Below are 21,407 nucleotides of genomic sequence, written 5' to 3' on the forward strand. Positions count from 1 at the left end.
AATGACCATCAAGGCTGTCGTATTCGACATCGGAAACGTGTTGATCGAATGGCAACCCGAGCGTTTCTTTGACAGGGAAGTCGGCGGCCAGCGCCGCCGCGAAATGTTCGCCAACGTTGACCTGCACGGCATGAACGACAAGGTTGATCAGGGGGCCGATTTCACCACCACGGTCATGACAGCAGCCGATGCCAACCCCGACTGGGCCCCTGAAATTCGCATGTGGCACGACCGCTGGATCGACATGGCCTCGCCCGCAATCGACCGTTCGGTGCGCTTGATGAAGGCGCTTCAGGCCAAGGGCACGCCGGTGTTTTCGCTGACCAATTTCGGCATTCAAACCTATGATATCGCCGCCAGGGTCTATCCGTTCCTGCGTGAATTCGACCGTGACTTTATCTCGGGACATATGGGTGTCATCAAACCCGACCCGCAGATTTACCAGATGCTGGAAGACGCCAGCGGCCTGTCGGGCGACGCGCTGATTTTTGCAGACGACCGCGCCGACAATATCGCCGCCGCATCGGCGCGCGGCTGGCGCACGCATCTGTTTCAAAATTCCGACGGCTGGGCCGCACGGCTGGTGCAAGAGGGGTTGCTGAGCGAGGAGGAAGCGCGATGACACATATCCCCATCATCCCCTTTGCCGAAGGCGAGGCGCTGCTGGACTGGATCGGCCTGACCGACGCGCTGGCCGCAGGCCACAATCTGCCCCGTGCCGAGATTGGCGATACCTTCCTGTACCGGGGTCCCGACACGTTGCTGAACCGGTCTGCCTGGATCGACGGGCTGGGGATCGCAGTGAAATCGGCCACGATCTTTCCGGGCAATCCGGCCAACAGCAAACCGATGGTGAACGGGGGTGTGACGCTGTATTCGGACACCGATGGCACGCTTGAGGCAATTGTCGATTTCCACCTTGTGACCAAATGGAAAACCGCAGGCGACAGCCTGACCGCCGCGCGCCGTCTGGCCCGCCCCGACAGCGAAAATATCCTGATCGTGGGGGCGGGCACCGTCGGCCACAGCCTGCACGCGGCCTATTCCGCGGCCTTCCCCGATGCGCGTTTTACCGTCTGGAACCGCACCCGCGCCAATGCCGACAAGATGGCGCAAGAGGTGGACGGCTTGCAGGTGGCGGACGATCTGGAAACAGCCGTGCGCGCCGCCGACATCGTGACCAGCGCCACCATGTCCACTGAACCGCTGATCAAGGGCGACTGGTTGCAACCGGGCCAGCACATTGACCTGATCGGCGCCTATCGCCCCGACATGCGCGAAGTCGACGACGCCGCCTTGCAGAAATCGCGGGTCTTTGTTGACAGTTTCGACACCACCATTGGCCACATCGGTGAAATCAACATCCCACTGGAAAGCGGGGCCATCACCCGCGATGACCTGCTGGCGGACTACTATGACATCAATGCCTTCAAACGCACATCGGATGACCAGATCACCCTGTTCAAGAACGGTGGCGGCGCACATCTGGATCTGATGACCAGCCGCTATATCCTTGACCGCTGGAAGGCGGGCGCGTGATCTATGGGGCGCTGACCCTGCTGGCGGCCCTGATCGCTCTTCCGGTGCTGATCGAGCGCACCCGCCCGCGCATGGGCACCAAGGCCCGCAGCACCGCGCCAGGAAAATTCGCCACCTTGTCGGGGGGTGTGGTGCATTACGACTGGCTTGGGCCGGTGCGCGGGCCGGTCTGCGTCTGTGTTCACGGGCTGACCACCTCGTCCTATGTCTGGGGCGGGCTGACGCGCGGGCTGGCCGCTTTGGGCTTTCGCATTCTGATCTTCGACCACTACGGGCGCGGCTATTCCGACCGGCCCAAGGGGGCCCATGACGACGCGTTTTACCTGACCGAGCTGGAGGAATTGCTGGCCCATGAAGGGGTGCAGGATGACATTACGCTGATCGGCTATTCGATGGGCGGGGCGATTGCCACATTGTTTGCGGCAAGCCACCCCGACCGCGTGCGCCAGTTGATCCTGCTGGCCCCGGCGGGCATGACCCTTGTGCGCACGCGGCTGAACCGGTTCATCCTGAACACGCCGTTGATAGGTGACTGGATGATGCTCGCCTTTTTCCCGCGCCAATTGCGCAAAGGGGTCAAGGCAGAGGCCGCAACGCCGTCCCAAGTGGAAAACATCGGCGCCTTGCAACAGGCCGAACTGAACTGGCGCGGCTTTGTGCCCGCTGTTCTGTCCAGCCTGCGCGGTGTGCTGGCGGGCACTCAAAAGGCCGAACACCAGATCATCCACCGCGCGGGCATTCCGGTGCTGGCGATCTGGGGGCGCGAGGATAGGGTGATCGACCTGTCATCCGTCGGCATGTTGGCCGAATGGAGCCGCAACGCCCACCAAGAGGTAATCGACGGCGCGACACATGCGTTGACCTACACACACGCGGATCAGGTGATCCGCATCATCCGCGACAACCCGCCAAAGCTTTAGCCTCTTGATCCTAGACGGCGGGCTTGGCCATCAGACCGTTCGGCAGCACCCGTTCGCGGATTGGCAAGTGGACGATGGCGCTGAATGCCCCGACACCGACACCGATCCACCAGACCATCGTATAGTTGCCGGTAATGTCGTACATCCGCCCCCCCAGCCAGACACCCAGAAAACTGCCCACCTGGTGGCTGAAGAATATGATGCCATAGAGCGTGCCCATATACCGCAGCCCGTAAATATGCGCGACCAGCCCCGAGGTCAGCGGCACCGTGGCCAGCCAAAGCGCGCCCATCCCGACCGAGAACAGGATCACCGTCACCGGTGTGATTGGCAGCATGATGAACAGCGCCGCAATCACCGTGCGACCAACGTAGATGCCCGCCAACAGGTATTTCTTTGAATACCGCTTGCCCGCCCAGCCCGCGGTCAGCGTGCCTGCGATATTGGCCAGCCCGATCAATGAAATCGCCACCGCCCCCAAAGCCGAGGTGCTGGTGATACCGATGTTGTGCAACACGCCACCGGGCAGGATGGGGCCACATAATTCGGTCACAAAGGCCGGAAAATGCGCGGTGATAAAGCCCAGCTGATAGCCGCAACTAAAAAAGCCCATAAAGATCAGTGTATAAGACGGATCACGAAAGGCCTTGATCAGGATCTGGCCCATGCTCTCTTCCAGTTCGGCCCTGGTCGCCGTGACCGGCGCGCGCATCATTGGCAGCGTCAGCAGCATCGCCATGATCGCGGCAGCAAAGACCATGAACACCATTTGCCAGCTCATCATCGTCAGCAGCCATTCTGCCACCGGCGCACCAAAGACCTGCCCCGCGCTGCCCGCCGCCGTTGCAATGGCCAGCGACATCGACCGGTTGTCATCGCTGGCTGCCCGGCCGACAACGGCCAGAATCACGCCAAACCCCGTGCCCGCGATGCCAAAGCCCACCAGCCAGGCATAGGCCTGATGCTCAAGCGGCGTGGTCGACCCGGCGGACAGCACCAGGCCGATGGCATACAGCACTGCCCCGATTACGATGGCTTTGCGGTCACCGATCTTTTCAGCGATGGCGCCAAAAATCGGTTGGCCAACGCCCCACGCAAGGTTCTGAATCGCAATGGCCAGCGAAAATTCGGTGCGCAGCCAGCCGAATTCCGCGGCGATGGGAATCTGGAACACGCCAAACGACGCACGAACAGCAAAGCTGACCATGATGATAAAGCAGCCTACCAAAAGGACGGGTGTAAAGAGGGGGGTGCGCGTGGTCACGTCAAAGCTCCGGTTCCGAGGTCCGCAAACTCTAGGCAATTGCGGGCAGCGGTCAAATCAGCATTTCTCGTCGTCACGTCACGAAATTTGATGTGACGCGATGCGCCCCTGCGCTTTTCAACGGGCAAGTGCTCGGCTAAGCCAAGGTATGACCGACTTCAGCACCATTTACGCGCAGTTGACCGCCGACGGCACATTGCAATCCGATCCTGCCCAACTGGCGGTGATGGACCAGTTTGACCGCATCCAGCAGGCTTTGAACACGCCGGTGAAAACCGGCTGGTTCCGCAAAACCCCCGAAGCCCCCAAGGGGCTGTACCTGTGGGGCGGTGTCGGACGGGGCAAGTCGATGCTCATGGACCTGTTTGTGCAGCACCTCGGCGACGTGCCGGCGCGGCGGGTGCATTTTCATGCCTTTATGCAGGAAATTCACGCTGCCCTTCACGAAGCCCACCAGAACGGCGTCGAGGATGCAGTGGCGCCCGTGGCACAAAAGGTGGCCGAAAGCGTGCGGCTGCTGGCCTTTGACGAGATGCAAATCACCGACATCACCGATGCGATGATCGTCGGCAGGCTGTTCCGCGCCCTGTTCGAAGCGGGCGTTTGTGTCATCACCACATCGAACCGCCACCCCGACGATCTGTATGAAAACGGGCTGAACCGGCAATTGTTCTTGCCGTTCATTGCCTTGATTCAGGAAAAGATGGTCGTGCACGAAATGGTCAGCCCGCGCGATTATCGTCAGGATCGGCTGGCTGGAGAAGACCGGTTCTTTACCCCCATCTCAGCCGAAACACGCGCCACCATGGACGCGGTCTGGCGCGACCTGACCGGCGGCGCATCGGAACCGCTGGTGCTGCGGATCAAAGGGCGCGACGTCGAACTGCCCGCCTATCGCAGCGGGATCGCCCGCGCGCCGTTCTATGATCTGTGCGGCAAGCCCTTGGGGCCCGGCGATTACCTGGTGATCGCCGATGCGGTGCGCGTGCTGATGATCGACAACATTCCACGCCTGTCGCGCAACAATTTCAACGAGGCCAAGCGGTTCGTCACCCTGATCGACGCGCTGTACGAGGCCAGGGTCAAGCTGATTGCATCCGCCGCCGCGATGCCTGAAATGCTGTATGTCGAGGGCGAAGGCACCTTTGAATTCGAACGCACCGCATCGCGTCTGCGCGAGATGATGGCCGCCGACTGGGGTCAGTCCGAAGCGTAGTCTATCAGGGTGGCCAGCAGCGTTTCCGTGTCCAGCCGGCCATTTGCCAATCGCAATTGTCCCGGAACCACAAACTCTTTGCGCCGCGCGGCCATGTTCAGCAAGGTGTCGATATAGGCGTCTGACTGCTCTTGGGACAGCGCCGACAGCAAAGCGGCCTGCAAGGCTTTGCCAGATCGCGGCGTATAGCCGAAACGGTGCAGCACCCGTTCTGTCAGGCGGGACAGGTCCACAGGCTGACCTGTAGCATTTGTCATCGTGCGCAAACGACGTGCCGTCGAGACTGCGGGTTCCGGGTCCAGCAAGGACGCGTCGGCGCGGCTGACATCGGGGGTCCAGTCTTGCACTGTGCCGGATGCCATGGCGGCATTATCGTCAATGGCCCCTTGCGAAAACAGCAGCATCACCAACCCTGCCACCATCGCAGCCCCAGCGACGCCAATAGCCAGTATTGTCAGGAAAGGTGTCCGTTCGTCGTGGCGCAGCTTGCGCTGCGTATCCGTGGCGGACGCCCTTGAATTGCGGCGATCCATAGGTCTGCTCTCAAAATCTGGCGGGTTCGGGCGAAGGCCCATCCGGCCTTAATAGCACCACATCTAGGGCTATGGGCCGATTCACGTCAATATGGGCCAATGCGAATGCACGGCCCCTGTGGCAAGTAAGCAGCGGTTTCAGCCGTTTTCGCGCAGGATATTTCCGGCCAGATAAAGCGATCCACAGATCAGCACCCGTGCCTCGGGGTCCGCGGTCAGGATTGCGTCCAGTGCCGCGGCCACATCGCTCGCCGTGCCGGCCTGCATACCGGCTTTGGTCGCGGCTTGGGCTGTTGTTTCGGCGGGCAGGGTGTTCGCCTCTCCGGGGATCGACACAGCCGTCAGGCTCTCCACATGGGCCGCCAGAGGGCGCAAATAGCCGCCAATGTCCTTGGTGTTCAACATGCCGCAAATCAGATGCGTGGGACGCTTGGGCAGATTCCCCAGAACCTGTGCCAGCGCCTCGCCTGCTGCGGGGTTGTGCCCGCCGTCCAGCCACAGTTCAGCCGCGCCGGCGCGGTCGGCCAGCGGGCCGCTGCGCAAACGCTGCATCCGGGCGGGCCATTGCGCGTTGGTGACAGCGGCGGTGCAGGCTGCTTCGTCCATGCCAAGCGCACGCAGCACCATCAGCGCGGCGCCGGCGTTTTGAACCTGATGCGCCCCGATCAGATTAGGCAGGGGCAAATCCAGCAAGCCTTTTTCGTCCTGAAAGGCCATGCGCCCGTGATCCGGCCCGATGTGCCAGTGCTGGCCATAGACCATCAGCGGCGCGCCAAGACGGGCGGCGACGCCTTCGATCACGTCCAGCGCATCGTCTTCCTGCGGGCCAACCACACAGGGCACGCCGCGCTTGATGATTCCGGCCTTTTCCCCCGCGATTTCGGCCAGAGTGTCGCCCAGAAACTGCTGGTGGTCGATGCTGACCGGGGTAATCACCGTGACCGCCGGTTTTGCAATCACATTGGTGGCGTCCAGACGTCCGCCCAACCCCACCTCAAGCAGGGTGTAATCCGCAGGGGTGCGCGCAAAGGCCAGGATCGCCGCGACGGTGGTGATCTCGAAATAGGTGATCGTTTCGCCATTGTTGGCGGCATAGCATTCATCCAGAACCGCGCTCAGCGCGTCCTCGGTGATCAGATCGCCCGCCAGCCGGATACGTTCGTGAAAACGCGCCAGATGCGGCGAAGTGTAGGCGTGCACACGTTTGCCCGCGGCCTCAAGCCCCGCGCGGATCATCGCCTGGGTCGACCCCTTGCCATTGGTGCCTGCGATGTGGATCACCGGCGGCAGGTCGTTCTGTGGATTGCCCAGCGCATCCAGCAGCCGCCAGACACGGTCCAGCGTCAGGTCGATAATCTTGGGATGCAGCGCCATCATCCGTTGCAGGATGACATCCGAACCTTGTGCGGTCATTTCTTCGCGGGCGCCGGTTTTTCTGCGGCGTCGGCCTTGGGCGCGGCGGCAGGTTCGGGCGCTTTAACACTCGCCTCGGGCGTTGGCTCGGGCGGCGGCAGGTCGCCTTTAACGGCGGGAGGCAGGCCCAGCAACATGCGGGTGATGTTGATCAGCTCGTCACGCATTTCGGTGCGCGGTGTCACGCGGTCCAGCATACCATGATCCAGCAGGTATTCGGCGCGCTGGAACCCTTCGGGCAGTTTTTCGCGGATGGTCTGTTCGATCACGCGCGGTCCGGCAAAGCAGATCAGCGCATTGGGTTCGGCAATATGCACATCGCCCAGCATCGCATAGGACGCGGTGACGCCGCCCGTGGTCGGGTGGGTCAGCACGACGATATAGGGCAGGTTCGCCTCTTTCAGCATCTGCACGGCGACCGTGGTGCGCGGCATCTGCATCAGCGACAGGATACCTTCCTGCATCCGCGCGCCACCGGCGGCGGAAAACAGAATCAGCGGGCGCTTGAGCTTGACCGCTTCTTCGGCGGCGGCGATGATCGCGTTGCCCACATACATGCCCATGGACCCGGCCATAAAGGTAAAGTCCTGCGCACAGGCCACGATCGGCGTGCGTCCGATCTCTCCTGTGGCGACCAGCATCGCCTCGGCCTCGCCGGTTGCCTTTTGGGCTGCCTTCATCCGGTCGGGATATTTCTTCTGGTCCCGAAAGTGCAACGGGTCGGCATTGGGAGTCGGCACGCTGACTTGCGAAAAAATACCGCCGTCAAACAACGCCTTGAACCGCTCGCGCGGGGTGATGTTCATGTGGTGGCCGCAGTTGGTGCAGACGTTCAGATTGTCACTGACCTCGCGGTGGAACAGCATGGTGCCGCATTCATCGCATTTGGTCCACAGATTGTCCGGTGTCTCGCGACGCGAAAAAATCGAATTGATCCGTGGCCGGACGTAGTTGTTGATCCAGTTCATGTGTACACTTTCTGCTGGCCTGTTGGTCCCCCAGATAATGCCCGCGCCCGACAATTGCAATCAACGGCGCAAGGCAAGTCGCACAGCCAGCCAGCTGGTCAGCATGATCGCAAAATCAACGGGCAGCCATAGCGCGACAGCGGCTTCGTCTGCCAAGCCAAAAGGCATGACATAAAGCGCCAGGCCCGACAGGTCGTCAGGCATGGCCGTGAACAACATTGCCATCACGTTGTTGATGAAATGCACGGCAATGGCAGGGCCCAGCGTGCCCGACCGCGCTGTCAGGTCCGCCATAAGCAAACCAAACATGCCCGCCCATGCGGCAACCCAAAGGGCATTCTCGCCGGATGTCTCGGGCGCGTAGTGGCCAAGAGCGAACAGCGCTGAAGGTATCGCCATCCAGACCAGAGGCGATGCAAACCGCGCGGCAAGCTGCTGCTGGATGTATCCGCGAAACAAAAGTTCCTCGGCGCTGACCTGCACCAGAACGGCCAGCAAAGACAGCGGCAGCAATGCGGCCCACCGCCCAAAGGGCAGTTCTGGCACCAGCGGCGGCTCCATCCCCCACGGGGGCAGCACCCAAAGCGCCACTGACAGCATCACCATGGCCGTCAGGGCCAGCCGGAATTGTCCGGCGCATTCGCGCCATGGACCAAGCAACGACAGCATCGGGCGACGGTGCAGCACCACCAGAACCCGCCCCAGGACCAGCATCAACAAGCCAAAGCTGAACAGCAGTAAAAACATCGCCGATGGCGTGGCCCCGCTTTGCAGATCATCGTAAAACCGCGCTGTGCTTTCAGGTGGCACAAAGGACAGCAGCAAGGTGACGTAAAGCTGGCTGAGTGCAAAATATCCGGCCCCACCCAAAACCAGCCCCAGCACCAGCCGCCACAACTGCGGGTAAGCACGCGCAGGGGCAATAAACGCCTTATGCGGTGCATAGGCTTCCGGCGATCGGATCATGCGTCATCCTCAAGCGATGGCGCGACAGGACCAAGCGGCACAGGCACATCCAAGCGCGCATCGCGCAACAGATCGGCCGCGCCGGTCAGGTGCGACCCCACGGTGCGCAGCAATTGCAACAACACACCGGTGTCATTTTCATAGACCGCACGAAACTCCTCTGCCCCCAGCCGCAGAAAATTACAGTCCGTTGTCGCGGTCAGGTCTGACTGACGCGGTTCGTTCAGGATGATCGACAAATCGCCGATCACGCGCCCGGGATGAACTGTGGTGATCGGGTGGCTCTGGCCATCCGCGTCACGGTAGCTGAGCAATGCCTGACCCGAGACACACAGATAGGCCGCATCGGCAGCCTCATCCATAGAGAACACACGCTGGCCGACCTTGGCAGGATACCATTGTGCAGCAAAGGCCAGCAGTCGCTGGTTGCGCGAATCCAGCTGGCCAAACATTTCGGTGCGCGCGATCACTTGCAGCTTGTGTCGCAGGTCATCGGCGCCGGCGCCGCTTTCGTCGTCAGCGTCATGGGCCAATATGCCGTCAATCCGCCCGTTACGGATTTCGACGAAAAGATCGTAGGCATCTGGATTTTCGAAAGATTCCTCCATGAAAATCAGCGTTGATGCGGGTAGCAGGTCACGCAGACCCGAGCGTGCCGCGCTGCGTTGGACGCTGTTGTGACTTGCCAGCGCGCGGTCCAGCACAAGAATATCGGGGCGCTTGATCGCCGCGCGGCTGAAGGCGACCCTTTCCTGAAGAACCGTCGGGATTTTGATGCCGCCGAGACCCGTGGGAATGTCAAAGATCGTCTCGGCCACGAGACCCTGCAACCCGTTTTCTTCCAACACCTCGGACACCAGAATTTCAATGTCCTTGAACCGTGCGCCTGCAAAAGCCGACACCCGCCCATACAAGGCGTTTTCCAATATTGTCAGCCGCGGAAAATAGTTCTCGGGCGCGATGGGTACGAACATATCCGACATCAATGCGCGCAGTGACGGGCCGTTTTCACGGCGAATCTTCAGGATTTCGTCTTTGAAACTTTCGGGGAATGCCGCACCGAACTGCTCGGCAGTCAAAGCAAAGGGCACCGTCAGCAGCAGGGCAAATTCGTCCTCACTCAGCGCGACATCTCCGTGTTCGCGCCGGCGTTCGGCGATGTCGGCCAGACGCTCGTACATCTCTTCTTCGATCCCCAGAGCGGTGAACAGCGGGTGGTTTGTGCCGTCCCGGCCAAAGGTTTGCAGCAGCGTTTCTATCAGGGTCTGCGAAATCGCGATGCCCTGTTCGGCCAGACCCTGTTCAATGACCAGATGCAGGAATCTGCCTTCCTCGACCAATGCCTGCTGGCTGATGCTGACGCGCGGGGCAGCGAACAAAAGGTTGCCCCCCAGTGGCATCGACGGGTTGAAACGGTCGGGAGAAAAGCGGTTTACCGCCTCGTCCAGACCCGAGGCCGTCAGGCGACGTTCAACCTCGGGCCGCAGGGCAACAATCGCTTCGGCCAGCGCGGGGTGCTGTGCGACATCAATGTTCGACCCCATCATGCGCCGCACCACTTGATCCTCGATCCCGATGGCTTTGATCAGCTTGAACCACCAAGCGCGGATTTCGTCGGGGTCTGTCAGCCCTGCCAACTCCGGGTCGACCCAATCGGCCACCAGACTGTCGGTGCTGTTGCCCGCGCGCGCGGCTTCGATACCTGCCACGTCCTTTTGACCGGGGTCCCACAACACGGTGCGCGGGCTGGTCATCAACGGCATCAAAAGGTTGCTACCAAGGGTGCCGTCGAACAGATAGGGCCGCGAATGGGCATAGCCGATGCGCGCGGCGATCACGGCCTGATGCAATTCGGCCATATCGTGCCCCGACATGGTCACATGTCCCCGTGTGGGCATCATTTCACGGGTCAGCAATTCGGCCAGCGCGGTGCGCTCGTTCTGATTGGTGACCTGGATGGCAACGCGCGCGGCCGCCGGAATGGTCAGGTTGATGTTCTCCAGAATTGCGTTGCCATCGCTATCGCGCACCGTCACGTTGTCCAGCACGATGCTGCCATCCAGATGTGGAATGACCTTGGGCGCACCTTCGAACTTGTCGGCGGCAACCATGCCCTTGGGCGCGAACCGCTCCATCACCACATCCCAGCGCACCGACATGTCCTGTACCTGATTGTAATAGGTCAGCAGTTCCTTCCACGGGCTCGACAGGTCCTTGTAGGCCGCAAGCGCGGCCACCAGCGCACCCACCGAAATTTGCCCGTTAATCGCCAGATAACCGCCGACCGAGTAGAAAAAGAACGGCGTCAGCTGCGTGATGAAGTTGTTCAGGAACTTCATGAAGAATTTCTTCTGGTAGATACGATAGCGGATATCGAACAAGCGCCCCAACCGGTCGGTGAACTGCGCCAGCCGGTAACGCCAGCCGCCATTGGTGCGCAGATCGGTGACGCCTGCGGCGCTTTCTCCGATCTCGGATGACAGGGCCCGCACCTCGACAATCCGCGCTTTGTTCAGGACGTTGATCTGGCGTTGCAGCATCGGGATCAGCCACGCCTGCAACGGGATCAGCGCGATACCGGCCAGCCCGAACCAGATGCTTTGTGCAAACAGGAACACCACGATGATCAGCATCTGGCCCGCCTGAAACACCGGCTGCGCAAGAGCGTCGCCCATCAGCCCGCCCATCGGCTCGGCCTCGGATGTGACCATGCTGACCAGTTCGCCCTGTGAGGTGGTGCGGAAATAGCTGCGCGGGAACCGCATCATGCGTGCAATCAACGTATACCGCAGCCGGCGCAGCATCCGCTCTGACACAATGCCCTTCATCGTGTTCAGGCGCATCTTCAGCAAGCCATGTACCAACACCGCCACCAGATAGATGCCGCACAGGACCAGCAGGAACACAACCTGCGGCATGTCCACACCAAGATAGGTGATGACGTCGGAATCGGCACCGATGGCATCGTTGATGATCCGCTTGGGCAGCTCCAGCGTGGCGTACAGGAACGGAAAGGTGACCAGCGTAACCAGAAGCAGCAGCACCTGTTCGCGTTTCGAGTATTTCCAGATAAAACTGAACAGAGTGCGTTCCATGGACCCGCCTAATAATGCCGCGCGGGCGTGTGGGACTTTCAGTATGGCAAAGTATGTCCCGCACCAGGCGAAATCAAGCAGCGCCATTGTGCGCCGGCGGCCCCGGTCCTGTGCATTCTCATGGCAAACACGCCTTTCACTTATCAGCCTTGCGTCTTGTGCCCCAATCCGCTGCCCGTTATTGCAAGAACAACTCATTCACCGGGAGGCCAAAATGCTCAAGGGCAAGTTCGACAAATCCAAATTGCCAAGCCGTCATGTGACCGAGGGGCCCGAGCGGGCGCCGCACCGGTCGTATTACTATGCCATGGGCATGACAGAGGACGAGATTCACCAGCCATTGGTCGGCGTCGCGACCTGCTGGAACGAAGCCGCCCCGTGCAACATTTCGCTGAACCGTCAGGCCCAAGCGGTCAAGATGGGCGTGAAATCCGCCTATGGCACCCCGCGTGAATTCACCACGATCACCGTCACCGACGGCATCGCGATGGGCCACGAAGGCATGCGGTCGTCGCTGGCCTCGCGCGAGGCGATTGCCGACACGGTCGAGCTGACCATGCGCGGTCACTGCTATGACGCGCTTGTGGGCCTTGCCGGTTGCGACAAATCGCTGCCGGGCATGATGATGGCGATGATCCGTCTGAACGTGCCGTCGGTGTTCCTGTATGGCGGGTCGATCCTGCCGGGGCGCGTTGCGTCGGGCGCATCTGTGCCTGCCGAATACCTGGACCGCGACCTGACCGTGCAAGACATGTTCGAAGCGGTCGGCCACCAGCAAAACGGCACCATGACCGAGGCCGAGCTGGCCATTCTCGAACGTGTCGCCTGCCCCTCTGCCGGCGCCTGTGGTGGCCAGTTCACCGCCAACACCATGGCTTGCGTGTCCGAGGCCATCGGTCTGGCACTTCCCAACTCGTCAGGCATGCCTGCCCCGTACGAGTCGCGCGATGAATACGCCAAGGCGTCAGGCGCTGCGGTGATGAACCTGATCGAGAAAAACATCCGCGCCCGTGACATCGTCACCCGTCAGTCGCTGGAAAACGCCGCGCGTGTCGTGGCCTGCACCGGCGGTTCGACCAACGCGGGCCTGCACCTGCCTGCCATGGCGCACGAGGCGGGCATCGACTTTTTCCTGGATGACGTCTGTGACATCTTCCGCGAGACACCCTATTTCGTCGACCTGAAGCCTGGCGGTCAGTATGTGGCCAAGGATCTGTACGAAGCGGGCGGCATCTTTGTCGTGATGAAGGAACTGCGCAAGGCAGGCCTGATCCACGAGGATTGCATGACCGCCACGGGCTATTCCATCGGCGAGGAACTGGACAAGGTCACGCTGGAAGCGGACGGCAAGGTGATCTACCCGATCTCGACTCCGCTGACCAAAACCGGCGGCGTTGTCGGCCTCAAGGGCAACATCGCCCCCGAAGGCGCCATCGTGAAGGTCGCGGGCATGGAAGCCCAGCACCAGATCTTTACCGGCCCTGCGCGCGTGTTCGAATGTGAACAGGATGCCTTTGAAGCGGTGCAGAACCGCACCTACGAAGAGGGCGACGTGTTTGTCATCCGCAACGAGGGCCCCTCGGGCGGTCCGGGGATGCGCGAAATGCTGGCGACCACGGCTGCGCTGTCCGGTCAGGGCATGGGCAAGAAGGTGGCCTTGATCACCGATGGCCGCTTTTCAGGTGCAACGCGCGGGTTCTGCGTGGGTCACGTCGGGCCAGAGGCCGCGCATGGCGGGCCGATTGCATTCCTGAAAGATGGCGATGTGATTACCATCAACGCCATCGAAGGAAGCATCAACGTCGCGCTGAGCGATGGCGAACTGGCCGAGCGCAAAGCCGAATGGAAAGGTCCACGCGATACGATCTATGGTGCAGGCGCACTGTGGAAATACGCGCAGTTGGTCGGGTCGACGTACAAAGGGGCGGTTACCCACCCCGGCGCCAAGCTCGAGCGGCATGAATACTGGGACCTGTAAAGGGGTCCTCCTTGCGGGGTTCATGGCCCTCGCAGGATGTGACGTGGGCGGCGGCGCGACCAAAGCGCCGCTGCGCGAAGCCCCGATGGCCAGAGGCGCGCTGACCCTTGTGGCCCCCGAAGGCTTTTGCATCGACAGGCGCAGCCTGAAATCCAGCTTTGCAGTGCTGGCACGTTGCGACACTTTGGGCGACCCTGATGGCGCTTATGGTGCGCCGTTGGGCCTGATAACAGTCAGCCTGACGACAGCCCAGGCAGGTGTCGCGCCCATTTCTGCGGCGAGCCTGGAATCGGCACTTTCAGATGGCAAGGTACTGGACAAGCTCGAAACCAAGGACGCCGTTTTGTTGCGGGTTCAAGGCCAGGCGCCCAGCCGCAAAGGACTGTCGGCAGTACATTGGCGCGGGGCCGGGCAAATCGGATCACATCTGGTCGGGCTGGCAATCTACGGTGCCGAAGACAGCGGCGCCACCGGCAGAGAAGGTGGCCGCGTGCTGAACCGCCTGATGCAGCGCACCCGGACACGAGCGGCCAGGCAGGTCACTGCGGCGGTACAGGGGGCAACAGAGACTGAATAATACAACAGGCTCTGAAAATCGCCCCACATGTACGATTGGCGGTTTATTTGACTGAAAGCTTTTCGTTAGATACCCAAAAGAGCAGACCCAGAGGCGAAACGGCCCGTGCCAAGTAACAAGATCAGTTTGTTCGAGCGTTTGTCGCACAGGCGCACCATGCGTCGCTGGGCGCGTGCCGCGCGCAATGCGCACAGCGTCAACCTGCATACCCTGCGCCAGCTGCGCAACAGCGCGCGGTTGATGCGTGCGCATATCGACAGGTTGATCTTCATAGCCGATGAACGTCTGGCCTTGCCGGTGATCGGCTCGACCAGCTTTGCAAAACCACACAATTCCGATTGGGCCTGGCGCCCTGAACTGTGGCGCGGTCCGTTGCACACGCCGGGGCTTTCGTCGGTTCAGACCAAATCCATGCTGGGCAGTGAAATCACCCTGTTTCACGACTGCAAACTCAGCGAGCTGACCCTGCGCCAGCTGCGCAACACCCGCGAGGAAGATATCGCGCCCTATGGTTTGCGCATGGATGTTTTCAGCTTTGACGGATCGTTCCTGTCGCTGGTTGTGGACCTGCCCGACGCGGCCGCAAACGGGCTGCGGCGCACGCACCTGTTGCGTATGTCCTGTATTGTCGAGATGGAAAATCCGCTGGAGATCTTTGCGCGACTGAACATCAAACACGGGCCGAACACCGAACAGATCGTGCGCGAACTGCCGCTGCGCGAAGAAGAGATCGTGGTTGAATTTGATCTGGCCTATTCCAACCTGAATGAAAAGCGGGTCGAAAAGGTGTGGATCGACCTGATCTTTGAAGGCCCCCAGATGAACCAGGTGGTCGTGCGGGACCTGAACTTTTCGCGCCGCCCGCGCGCCGCCCTGTAGCAAAAGGCCAATTTCATGAGCAATCTGACCGTCACAGGCACCAAGATATCCAACGGCATCTGGCGTGGTGTCGTCAGCTCGCAAAATGCAGAGGTGCCACAGCTGGCCGTGCACCTTCTGGACAAACCCGTGGCGGATGTGCAGCTGACCGAAGACCCGGAAAAAGGCCACTGGCTGTTGCAGGTGCCGATCCCTTCCGAGGCTATTTCCGAAGGTGTCCAGACCTTTGTGATTAGCGACACATATGACGGCAGCACGCTGGCGTATTTTCATCTTATGGCAGGCGAAGTGCTGGGCGATGACATGCGCGCCGAAATGAGCCTGCTGCGCGCAGAGCTGGATATGCTCAAACGTGCGTTTCGCCGCCATTGCGTCGAAACATCCTAGGTCACATACCCTAGACTCAGGCCGAAATCCAAAGGTGACGGAAAGAAGGGGATTTAACGAAAATTCCTGTGTCATCCGCGACGGATGACAGCACCGGTCGAAAAGGAAAAAGGGCGACGCATCAGCGCCGCCCCTGAAATTTTTAGTCTTTGGGCGCCAGTGCCGTCAGGCCCTTGAGAATGTCGATGGCATAGGCCAGCTGGTAATCCTCTTTACGCAAATCCGCCGCGGCTTCGGCCTTGGCACGATCTTCCTCGATCTGGCGGATTTCATCCTCGGTCAGACTGTCGTTGGAAATCGCACCACGCAGGTCGGCCTCGGAACGCAGCAGGGGCGGACCGTCTTCTTCCTCGGTTTCAGGCTTGCGGCGTGGCTGTTGCACAATGATGTCCGGGCTAACGCCCAGCGACTGGATCGAACGGCCCGACGGCGTGTAATACCGTGCCGTCGTCAGACGCATCGCACCGCCACCGCGCAAGGGCATAACAGTTTGAACCGACCCTTTGCCAAAGGATTTGGTGCCGACAATGATCGCCCGGCGATGGTCTTTCAACGCGCCGGCAACGATTTCAGAGGCCGAAGCCGACCCGCCATTGATCAGAACAACAATCGGCTTGCCCTGCGCCAGATCGCCCGGCGTGGCGTTGAACCGGTCGCCATCCTCTGCAAGACGGCCACGGGTCGACACGATCTCGCCTTTTTCCAGGAAGGCGTCAGAGACCTTGATCGCCTGCGTCAGCAGACCACCCGGATTGTTGCGCAGATCGATGACAAACCCGTTTACGTTGTCGATGCCACCCGCCTTTTCGACTTCTTCGGCCAGTTTCTCTTCAAGGTTGGGATAGGTCTTGTCATTAAAGGTGGTGATGCGCAGCACAACGGTTTCACCCTGGGTCTTGGCGCGCACGGCCTGCAATTCGATGGTGTCACGGATGATCGAAACGTCAAAAGGATCCTGCTCGCCTTCGCGCACCACGGTAATGACGATTTCAGACCCGACCGGCCCGCGCATCTTTTCAACGGCGTCATCCAGTGTCAGGCCCAGAACGCTTTCGCCATCGACATGGGTGATAAAGTCACCGGCTTCGATACCAGCCTCGGCGGCGGGCGTGCCGTCAATGGGCGAGACAACTTTGACAAAGCCCTCTTCCTGCGTGACCTCGATCCCCAGACCACCGAATTCGCCGCGCGTCTGCACGCGCATGGCGTCTGCGTCTTCGGGCGACAGGTAGGACGAATGCGGATCAAGCGAGGTCAGCATTCCGTTAATCGCCGCCTCGATCAATTCAGACGGCTCCACTTCCTCGACATATTGCGAACGGATACGTTCGAAAATGTCGCCAAACAGATCAAGCTGCTCGTATACGCTGGAATTGCGCGTCGCCTCTTGCGCCAGCAGGGGGCCTGCGATCTGCGTCGTGGCGATTACACCCGCCAATGTGCCGCCCAGTGCGGCCATTACGAATTTTCTCATCAGACTTTATCCATCCTTACCTTGGCGGAACCACAAAGCGGGGTCCTGCGGAACGTTGTCTTGTCTTACTTCTATATAGAGCGTTTCGGAACGGGCAGTGCCAGCGCCTTCACCTTCCTGTGACATTTCAGTTGTCGCAGACGTGGCGGAAAGTCCACCCATCAGCCCGATCGGCGCATCTGTGGCCACCACTTCACCGGTTTTGACGTATACCGCGCCCAATCCGGCCAGAATAAACAGCGTATCGGGCTGTGGTTCGAGAATCACCACCTGCCCCAAGTCCAGCAACGGCCCCTGATAGCGCACGGTGGCCGCCGTGGGTGCGGTGACCAGCGCGCCGGGGCGGGTGCCCAGCAGAATGCCGGGGCGGACGATGCCCGCCGCATCCGCTTCGTACGCGCCGCGCAGGATCAGACCCTGCGCAGGCAGCGCCAGGTCACCGATACGCGCCTCAAGATCCGGCAGGCTGACCGCATGTTCATCCACCGCAATATTGGTCACGCCCGAGGCAAAGGCATCAAGCGTTTCCGAGGATTCGATCAGGATGGCAGTGTTCACCGGATCTTCGGTAAAGCGGCGCGGCAGGTCGGTGCGCTCGGCCATGGCCTGTGACAGCGCGGTGCGGGCGGTCTGGACCTCGCTCAGCCCCTTTTGCATCTGCGCTGTCGCCTGTGTCTGGATCGCGCGCAGGTTCTGCACGTCTTCCAGATCGTTGCGCAGCCCATTAGCGCGGGCGTTCAGGGCCGGGGTCAGTTCGGCCAGCAGCATCCCGGCCCGTGCGGTGCCCGTCGGCCCGTCAGGATGCAGAAAGGAAGTGGGCGATGGCGTCGCGCCAATGGTCTGCAAGGTGCCCAGAAAGCTGGCGATTTCCCCGTCGCGCGCCGCCAGTTGCCGTGTCAGCTGCGTTTCGCGCAACGACGCGCGGCGCAATCCGTCGCGCATGGCGGCCAGTCCGGTTTCATAGGCTTTGATCGTCGCCGTCAGCGCCTTGATCCGGTCGCGCGCGCTGTCGGCTGCATCCAGTTGCGCCGCGGCCTCTTGCAATTGCACGCCTGCGTCGCGGGCCAGCGCAGTGCCGTCCTGTGCCACCAGCGCAGCGGGCCATAGGCAGGCCAAAAGGACAAGCGCGCGGATCATTTCAGCAGATTGCTCCCCGTCATCTCTGCCGGCTGCTCCAGCCTCATCAGATGCAGCACTGTCGGTGCCAGATCGGCCAGCCTGCCGCCTTGCAGCGTGCCTTGGGCGCCCACAACGGCGACCGGCACCAGATTCAGCGTGTGCGCCGTATGTGGACCGCCGGTTTCGGGGTCGATCATCACTTCGCAATTGCCATGATCCGCCGTCACAATCATCGCGCCGCCTGCGGCTTCCAGCGCCGCCACGACCTGCGCCAACCCACGGTCCACGGCCTCGCAGGCGGCGATGGCAGCATCCAGATCACCGGTGTGGCCGACCATGTCGGGGTTGGCGTAGTTGACCACGATCAGATCATAACCGTCACCGATGGCCTGCACCAAATGGGCGGTGACTTCTTCTGAGGACATCTCGGGCTGGACGTCATAGGTCGGCACGTCGGGGCTTTTGGGCATATAGCGGTCCTCGCCATCTGCCGGCACCTCGACGCCGCCGTTCAGGAAGAACGTGACATGGGGGTACTTTTCGGTCTCCGCGATGCGGTACTGACGCAGCCCGTGCTGTGCCACCCAAGCGCCCAGCGTGTTCACAATGGCAGGCTTGGGATAGGCGGTCTGCATGTAGAAGTTGTGCTGATCCGAATACTCGGCCATGCCCAGCAGTCCCGCCCATTCAGGCCGCGTGCCTGCGTCAAAGGCGTCGAAATCCGGTGCGCCGATGGCAGCCATGATCTCGCGGGCGCGGTCGGCGCGGAAATTCAGGCAGAACACGCCGTCGCCATCCCGCGCACCGGCATAGTCACCGATCACCGTGGCAGGGATGAATTCATCGGTGGTGTCGGCGGCATAGGCCTGCGCCACGGCATCCTGAGCATCTGTGGCCGCGTTACCCTTGCCATGCACAATGGCGTTGAACGCCTTTTGCACGCGATCCCAGCGGTTGTCGCGGTCCATGGCAAAGTAACGCCCCGTAACAGTGGCGATACTGGCCCCTGCGGGCAGTGCTTCGGTCAACGTGCGGAAATACCCCTGCGCTGATTTGGGCGCCACATCGCGCCCGTCGGTCAGTGCGTGAATCTTCACCGGCAGCCCCGCATCGGCACAGGCCCTGGCTGCCGCGAGCATATGCGTCAGGTGGCCATGCACCCCGCCATCCGACACCACGCCCATCAGATGCGCCGTGCCGCCCGTGTCTTTCAACCCGCCGATGAATGCCTGCAAAGCACTGTTTTCAAAGAATGATCCGTCTTCGATGGCCAGATCGATCTGGCCAAGATCCATCGCCACCACACGGCCTGCGCCGATGTTGGTGTGGCCCACTTCCGAATTGCCCATCTGCCCCGAAGGCAGCCCCACATCGGGCCCGTGGGTGATCAGTGTCGCATTGGGGCAGGTCGCCATAATACGGTCAAAGGTGGGCGTATCCGCCAGCGCGGGCGCGTTGCCAGTGGTGTCTTCGCGCAGGCCCCAGCCATCGAGAATGCACAGTACTACGGGTTTTGGGGACATGATGAAGCGTGGCCTTTGTGACTATTTGATGGCGTTCTAACGCAGCGCACCGTCGGGGTGAACCGTTTTGCACCGGATTGGCGGAATTGAACTGCCCTATGTGACCTGCGAGCAGTTATTGCGCAGGAAACGGGTCGATGCGCTGCGGTATGCGCCGGTAATCCTTAGGCGCAGCAATAGGAGACGCCCAATGCCCAGATTCACCGCCCTGCCCACCGATATCGTCGAGGCCTACCGCGCAGGCGCGCCGGATGCCTTTGGCAACCCGCCCGAGCGCCAGATTTCCGACGGCGCAGGCAACCCCTGCCGCCATTGCCTGCGCCATGTGCCCAAAGGCGCGGGGATGCTGGTGCTGGCGTACAAACCTTTTGCGGGCACACATCCCTATGCAGAAGTCGGGCCGATCTTTCTGTGCGCAGACACCTGCGAGCGCGGAGGTGGCACTGCGCTGCCCGAGGTCATGGGCACCGCGCCAGACTATCTGATCAAGGGTTATGGCGCGGACGATCGCATTGTCTATGGCACCGGCAGCGTGACCGCCACGCCCGCGTTGCACCAGCGCATCGCCGCGATCTTTGCCGATCCAAAGGTCGCCTATATCCACGCCCGCAGCGCGCGCAACAATTGCTATCAGGCACGGATCGACAGGGACTGATCCCCCTTGCATGGGGGTGTCCTTGTGGCCCATAAAGGCCCGACTATCCGACCGATGAGGACGCCCATGACCCTGCAAGCCCCCGAGACCAAAATCGTCGAACAATACCGCGTGGCCTGTGACGGCTCGGAAGGCGCATTGGGCCACCCGCGCGTCTGGCTGCAAATTCCGCACGACAAGGGCTGGGTCGAATGCCCCTATTGCGATTGCAAATACGTCCACGCCGATCACAAGGCCGACAGCTGAAACGGCTTGCCGTTGCCCTGCTTGTCCTGATCTTCAGTTATCCCTGTGCTGCGATTGTCGGTGCTCTGCTTCCTTCGGGGCAGATTGCTGACAGCAACCCGCCCACCCATCAGGTGCTGTTGATCGCAGGCCCCATCCATTACGATTTCGTGCTGCCACTGGACGCCGCGACACGCGCAGCCTTTGCCGATCTGCCTGATGCGGCGCTGTTGATGGACCTGGACGGGGCGCAAAACCTGTTGGTCGGCTGGGGCGCGCATGACTTTTACACCACCGTCGGCACCTATGGCGACGTGACCGCACGCGCTGCGTGGCGTGGTATGATTGGCGACAGTTCGGTCATCCGGCTGGATGCTGTCGGGGCAATTCCCCCAACGCTGAAGCTGCGCAGCCTTGCCATGACAGATGCGCAATATACCCGTTTTCTGACAGCCCTGCGTGCCACTTTCACCGCCGACACGCCGCTGGCCACCCCCGGCTTTAACGCAACCGACCTGTTCTATCCTGCCGCAGGGCGCTTTGACGCCTTGCGCACCTGCAACGTCTGGGTCGGAAAGATGATCCGTGCCGCGGGTCTGCGCTTTGGCCGCTGGACGCCGCTGCCGCTGTCGGTCAGCCTGTCACACTGGCTGTATCAATCCGCGCCCTGAATAAT

General features: G+C 61.2%; 20 protein-coding genes. 11 read left to right on the forward strand and 9 right to left on the reverse strand.

The annotated features are described in order from the left end of the window. Window position 1: 1 nt before the first annotated feature. From DSM107133_RS17405 to DSM107133_RS17415, 3 genes are read left to right on the forward strand one after another with little or no spacing between them, the layout of a single operon-like run. Complete coding sequence (locus tag DSM107133_RS17405) at window positions 2–622, forward strand: HAD family phosphatase (RefSeq protein WP_114292877.1); 621 nt, start codon at window positions 2–4, stop codon at window positions 620–622. Beyond that, window positions 619–1,539, forward strand: a complete 921-nt coding sequence (locus DSM107133_RS17410; protein ID WP_114292876.1) for an ornithine cyclodeaminase — start codon at window positions 619–621, stop codon at window positions 1,537–1,539. Before DSM107133_RS17405 ends, DSM107133_RS17410 begins: the two co-directional genes overlap by 4 nt. Beyond that, the gene (locus DSM107133_RS17415) at window positions 1,536–2,459 is read left to right on the forward strand and encodes an alpha/beta hydrolase (protein WP_345889587.1); all 924 of its coding nucleotides are present in this window, start codon (window positions 1,536–1,538) and stop codon (window positions 2,457–2,459) included. The genes DSM107133_RS17410 and DSM107133_RS17415 overlap by 4 nt, the downstream gene beginning before the upstream one ends. 10 nt (window positions 2,460–2,469) lie before the next feature. Here the strand turns inward: DSM107133_RS17415 and DSM107133_RS17420 are convergent, their stop codons facing one another. Beyond that, the gene (locus DSM107133_RS17420) at window positions 2,470–3,723 is read right to left on the reverse strand and encodes an MFS transporter (protein WP_114292875.1); all 1,254 of its coding nucleotides are present in this window, start codon (window positions 3,721–3,723) and stop codon (window positions 2,470–2,472) included. A gap of 148 nt (window positions 3,724–3,871) precedes the next feature. Between DSM107133_RS17420 and zapE the strand changes: the two genes are divergently transcribed. Continuing rightward, complete coding sequence (gene zapE, locus DSM107133_RS17425; protein WP_114292874.1) at window positions 3,872–4,939, forward strand: cell division protein ZapE; 1,068 nt, start codon at window positions 3,872–3,874, stop codon at window positions 4,937–4,939. Here zapE and DSM107133_RS17430 read toward each other — a convergent pair. From DSM107133_RS17430 to DSM107133_RS17450, 5 genes are all read right to left on the reverse strand, one after another. After that, entirely contained in the window at window positions 4,924–5,472 is a 549-nt protein-coding gene (locus DSM107133_RS17430) for a hypothetical protein (RefSeq protein ID WP_114292873.1), read from the reverse strand. The genes zapE and DSM107133_RS17430 overlap by 16 nt on opposite strands. Window positions 5,473–5,610: 138 nt before the next feature. Then, window positions 5,611–6,885 (reverse strand): folylpolyglutamate synthase/dihydrofolate synthase family protein, encoded by a 1,275-nt coding sequence (locus tag DSM107133_RS17435; RefSeq protein WP_114292872.1) that lies wholly within the window; start codon window positions 6,883–6,885, stop codon window positions 5,611–5,613. Next, window positions 6,882–7,853 (reverse strand): acetyl-CoA carboxylase, carboxyltransferase subunit beta, encoded by a 972-nt coding sequence (gene accD, locus DSM107133_RS17440; protein ID WP_114292871.1) that lies wholly within the window; start codon window positions 7,851–7,853, stop codon window positions 6,882–6,884. Before accD ends, DSM107133_RS17435 begins: the two co-directional genes overlap by 4 nt. Before the next feature lie 60 nt (window positions 7,854–7,913). After that, window positions 7,914–8,819: a CPBP family intramembrane glutamic endopeptidase gene (locus tag DSM107133_RS17445; protein WP_114292870.1), complete on the reverse strand. Its 906-nt coding sequence runs from the start codon at window positions 8,817–8,819 to the stop codon at window positions 7,914–7,916. Continuing rightward, the gene (locus DSM107133_RS17450) at window positions 8,816–11,914 is read right to left on the reverse strand and encodes an ABC transporter transmembrane domain-containing protein (protein WP_114293096.1); all 3,099 of its coding nucleotides are present in this window, start codon (window positions 11,912–11,914) and stop codon (window positions 8,816–8,818) included. Before DSM107133_RS17450 ends, DSM107133_RS17445 begins: the two co-directional genes overlap by 4 nt. A gap of 214 nt (window positions 11,915–12,128) precedes the next feature. Between DSM107133_RS17450 and ilvD the strand changes: the two genes are divergently transcribed. The 4 genes from ilvD (at window position 12,129) to DSM107133_RS17470 (ending at window position 15,735) form a co-directional block, all read left to right on the forward strand. Then, window positions 12,129–13,892, forward strand: a complete 1,764-nt coding sequence (gene ilvD / locus DSM107133_RS17455; protein ID WP_114292869.1) for a dihydroxy-acid dehydratase — start codon at window positions 12,129–12,131, stop codon at window positions 13,890–13,892. A gap of 22 nt (window positions 13,893–13,914) precedes the next feature. Next, window positions 13,915–14,469 carry a hypothetical protein gene (locus DSM107133_RS17460; protein WP_114292868.1) on the forward strand — a complete coding sequence of 185 codons (555 nt, stop codon included), beginning with the start codon at window positions 13,915–13,917 and terminating at the stop codon, window positions 14,467–14,469. 156 nt (window positions 14,470–14,625) lie between these two features. Then, the gene (locus tag DSM107133_RS17465; protein WP_114293095.1) at window positions 14,626–15,348 is read left to right on the forward strand and encodes a DUF6478 family protein; all 723 of its coding nucleotides are present in this window, start codon (window positions 14,626–14,628) and stop codon (window positions 15,346–15,348) included. A gap of 15 nt (window positions 15,349–15,363) precedes the next feature. After that, window positions 15,364–15,735 (forward strand): hypothetical protein, encoded by a 372-nt coding sequence (locus tag DSM107133_RS17470; RefSeq protein ID WP_114292867.1) that lies wholly within the window; start codon window positions 15,364–15,366, stop codon window positions 15,733–15,735. 142 nt (window positions 15,736–15,877) lie between these two features. On the opposite strand, the gene DSM107133_RS17475 is transcribed toward DSM107133_RS17470, so the two are convergent. Genes DSM107133_RS17475 through gpmI form a run of 3 tightly spaced genes read right to left on the reverse strand, consistent with a single transcriptional unit; the run spans window position 15,878 to window position 19,854 of the window. Further along, entirely contained in the window at window positions 15,878–17,209 is a 1,332-nt protein-coding gene (locus DSM107133_RS17475) for a S41 family peptidase (RefSeq protein ID WP_114292866.1), read from the reverse strand. A gap of 6 nt (window positions 17,210–17,215) precedes the next feature. After that, entirely contained in the window at window positions 17,216–18,346 is a 1,131-nt protein-coding gene (locus tag DSM107133_RS17480) for a peptidoglycan DD-metalloendopeptidase family protein (protein ID WP_114292865.1), read from the reverse strand. Further along, window positions 18,343–19,854 carry a 2,3-bisphosphoglycerate-independent phosphoglycerate mutase gene (gene gpmI, locus DSM107133_RS17485; protein ID WP_114292864.1) on the reverse strand — a complete coding sequence of 504 codons (1,512 nt, stop codon included), beginning with the start codon at window positions 19,852–19,854 and terminating at the stop codon, window positions 18,343–18,345. Before gpmI ends, DSM107133_RS17480 begins: the two co-directional genes overlap by 4 nt. A gap of 187 nt (window positions 19,855–20,041) precedes the next feature. Here gpmI and DSM107133_RS17490 point away from each other — a divergent pair, with 187 nt between their 5' ends. From DSM107133_RS17490 to DSM107133_RS17500, 3 genes are all read left to right on the forward strand, one after another. Next, a complete protein-coding gene (locus tag DSM107133_RS17490; RefSeq protein WP_114292863.1) occupies window positions 20,042–20,506 on the forward strand; it encodes a DUF1203 domain-containing protein in 465 nt (154 codons plus the stop codon). 66 nt (window positions 20,507–20,572) lie between these two features. After that, entirely contained in the window at window positions 20,573–20,752 is a 180-nt protein-coding gene (locus DSM107133_RS17495) for a zinc-finger domain-containing protein (protein ID WP_114292862.1), read from the forward strand. Window positions 20,753–20,865: 113 nt separating this feature from the next. Further along, window positions 20,866–21,402: a DUF2459 domain-containing protein gene (locus DSM107133_RS17500; RefSeq protein WP_240310477.1), complete on the forward strand. Its 537-nt coding sequence runs from the start codon at window positions 20,866–20,868 to the stop codon at window positions 21,400–21,402. Window positions 21,403–21,407 lie beyond the last annotated feature (5 nt).

The organism is Pseudosulfitobacter sp. DSM 107133 (assembly GCF_022788695.1).
Classification (GTDB): Bacteria; Pseudomonadota; Alphaproteobacteria; order Rhodobacterales; family Rhodobacteraceae; genus Pseudosulfitobacter.

Coding starts and splice junctions, on each gene's coding strand:
- DSM107133_RS17475 (WP_114292866.1), bottom strand. CDS start 17,209: ATGAGAAAATTCGTAATGGCCGCACTGGGCGGCACATTGGCGGGTGTA.
- accD (WP_114292871.1), bottom strand. CDS start 7,853: ATGAACTGGATCAACAACTACGTCCGGCCACGGATCAATTCGATTTTT.
- DSM107133_RS17495 (WP_114292862.1), top strand. CDS start 20,573: ATGACCCTGCAAGCCCCCGAGACCAAAATCGTCGAACAATACCGCGTG.
- DSM107133_RS17465 (WP_114293095.1), top strand. CDS start 14,626: ATGCGTCGCTGGGCGCGTGCCGCGCGCAATGCGCACAGCGTCAACCTG.
- DSM107133_RS17450 (WP_114293096.1), bottom strand. CDS start 11,914: ATGGAACGCACTCTGTTCAGTTTTATCTGGAAATACTCGAAACGCGAA.
- DSM107133_RS17460 (WP_114292868.1), top strand. CDS start 13,915: ATGGCCCTCGCAGGATGTGACGTGGGCGGCGGCGCGACCAAAGCGCCG.
- DSM107133_RS17470 (WP_114292867.1), top strand. CDS start 15,364: ATGAGCAATCTGACCGTCACAGGCACCAAGATATCCAACGGCATCTGG.
- DSM107133_RS17410 (WP_114292876.1), top strand. CDS start 619: ATGACACATATCCCCATCATCCCCTTTGCCGAAGGCGAGGCGCTGCTG.
- DSM107133_RS17435 (WP_114292872.1), bottom strand. CDS start 6,885: ATGACCGCACAAGGTTCGGATGTCATCCTGCAACGGATGATGGCGCTG.
- DSM107133_RS17430 (WP_114292873.1), bottom strand. CDS start 5,472: ATGGATCGCCGCAATTCAAGGGCGTCCGCCACGGATACGCAGCGCAAG.
- DSM107133_RS17405 (WP_114292877.1), top strand. CDS start 2: ATGACCATCAAGGCTGTCGTATTCGACATCGGAAACGTGTTGATCGAA.
- DSM107133_RS17480 (WP_114292865.1), bottom strand. CDS start 18,346: ATGATCCGCGCGCTTGTCCTTTTGGCCTGCCTATGGCCCGCTGCGCTG.
- zapE (WP_114292874.1), top strand. CDS start 3,872: ATGACCGACTTCAGCACCATTTACGCGCAGTTGACCGCCGACGGCACA.
- DSM107133_RS17445 (WP_114292870.1), bottom strand. CDS start 8,819: ATGATCCGATCGCCGGAAGCCTATGCACCGCATAAGGCGTTTATTGCC.
- DSM107133_RS17490 (WP_114292863.1), top strand. CDS start 20,042: ATGCCCAGATTCACCGCCCTGCCCACCGATATCGTCGAGGCCTACCGC.
- ilvD (WP_114292869.1), top strand. CDS start 12,129: ATGCTCAAGGGCAAGTTCGACAAATCCAAATTGCCAAGCCGTCATGTG.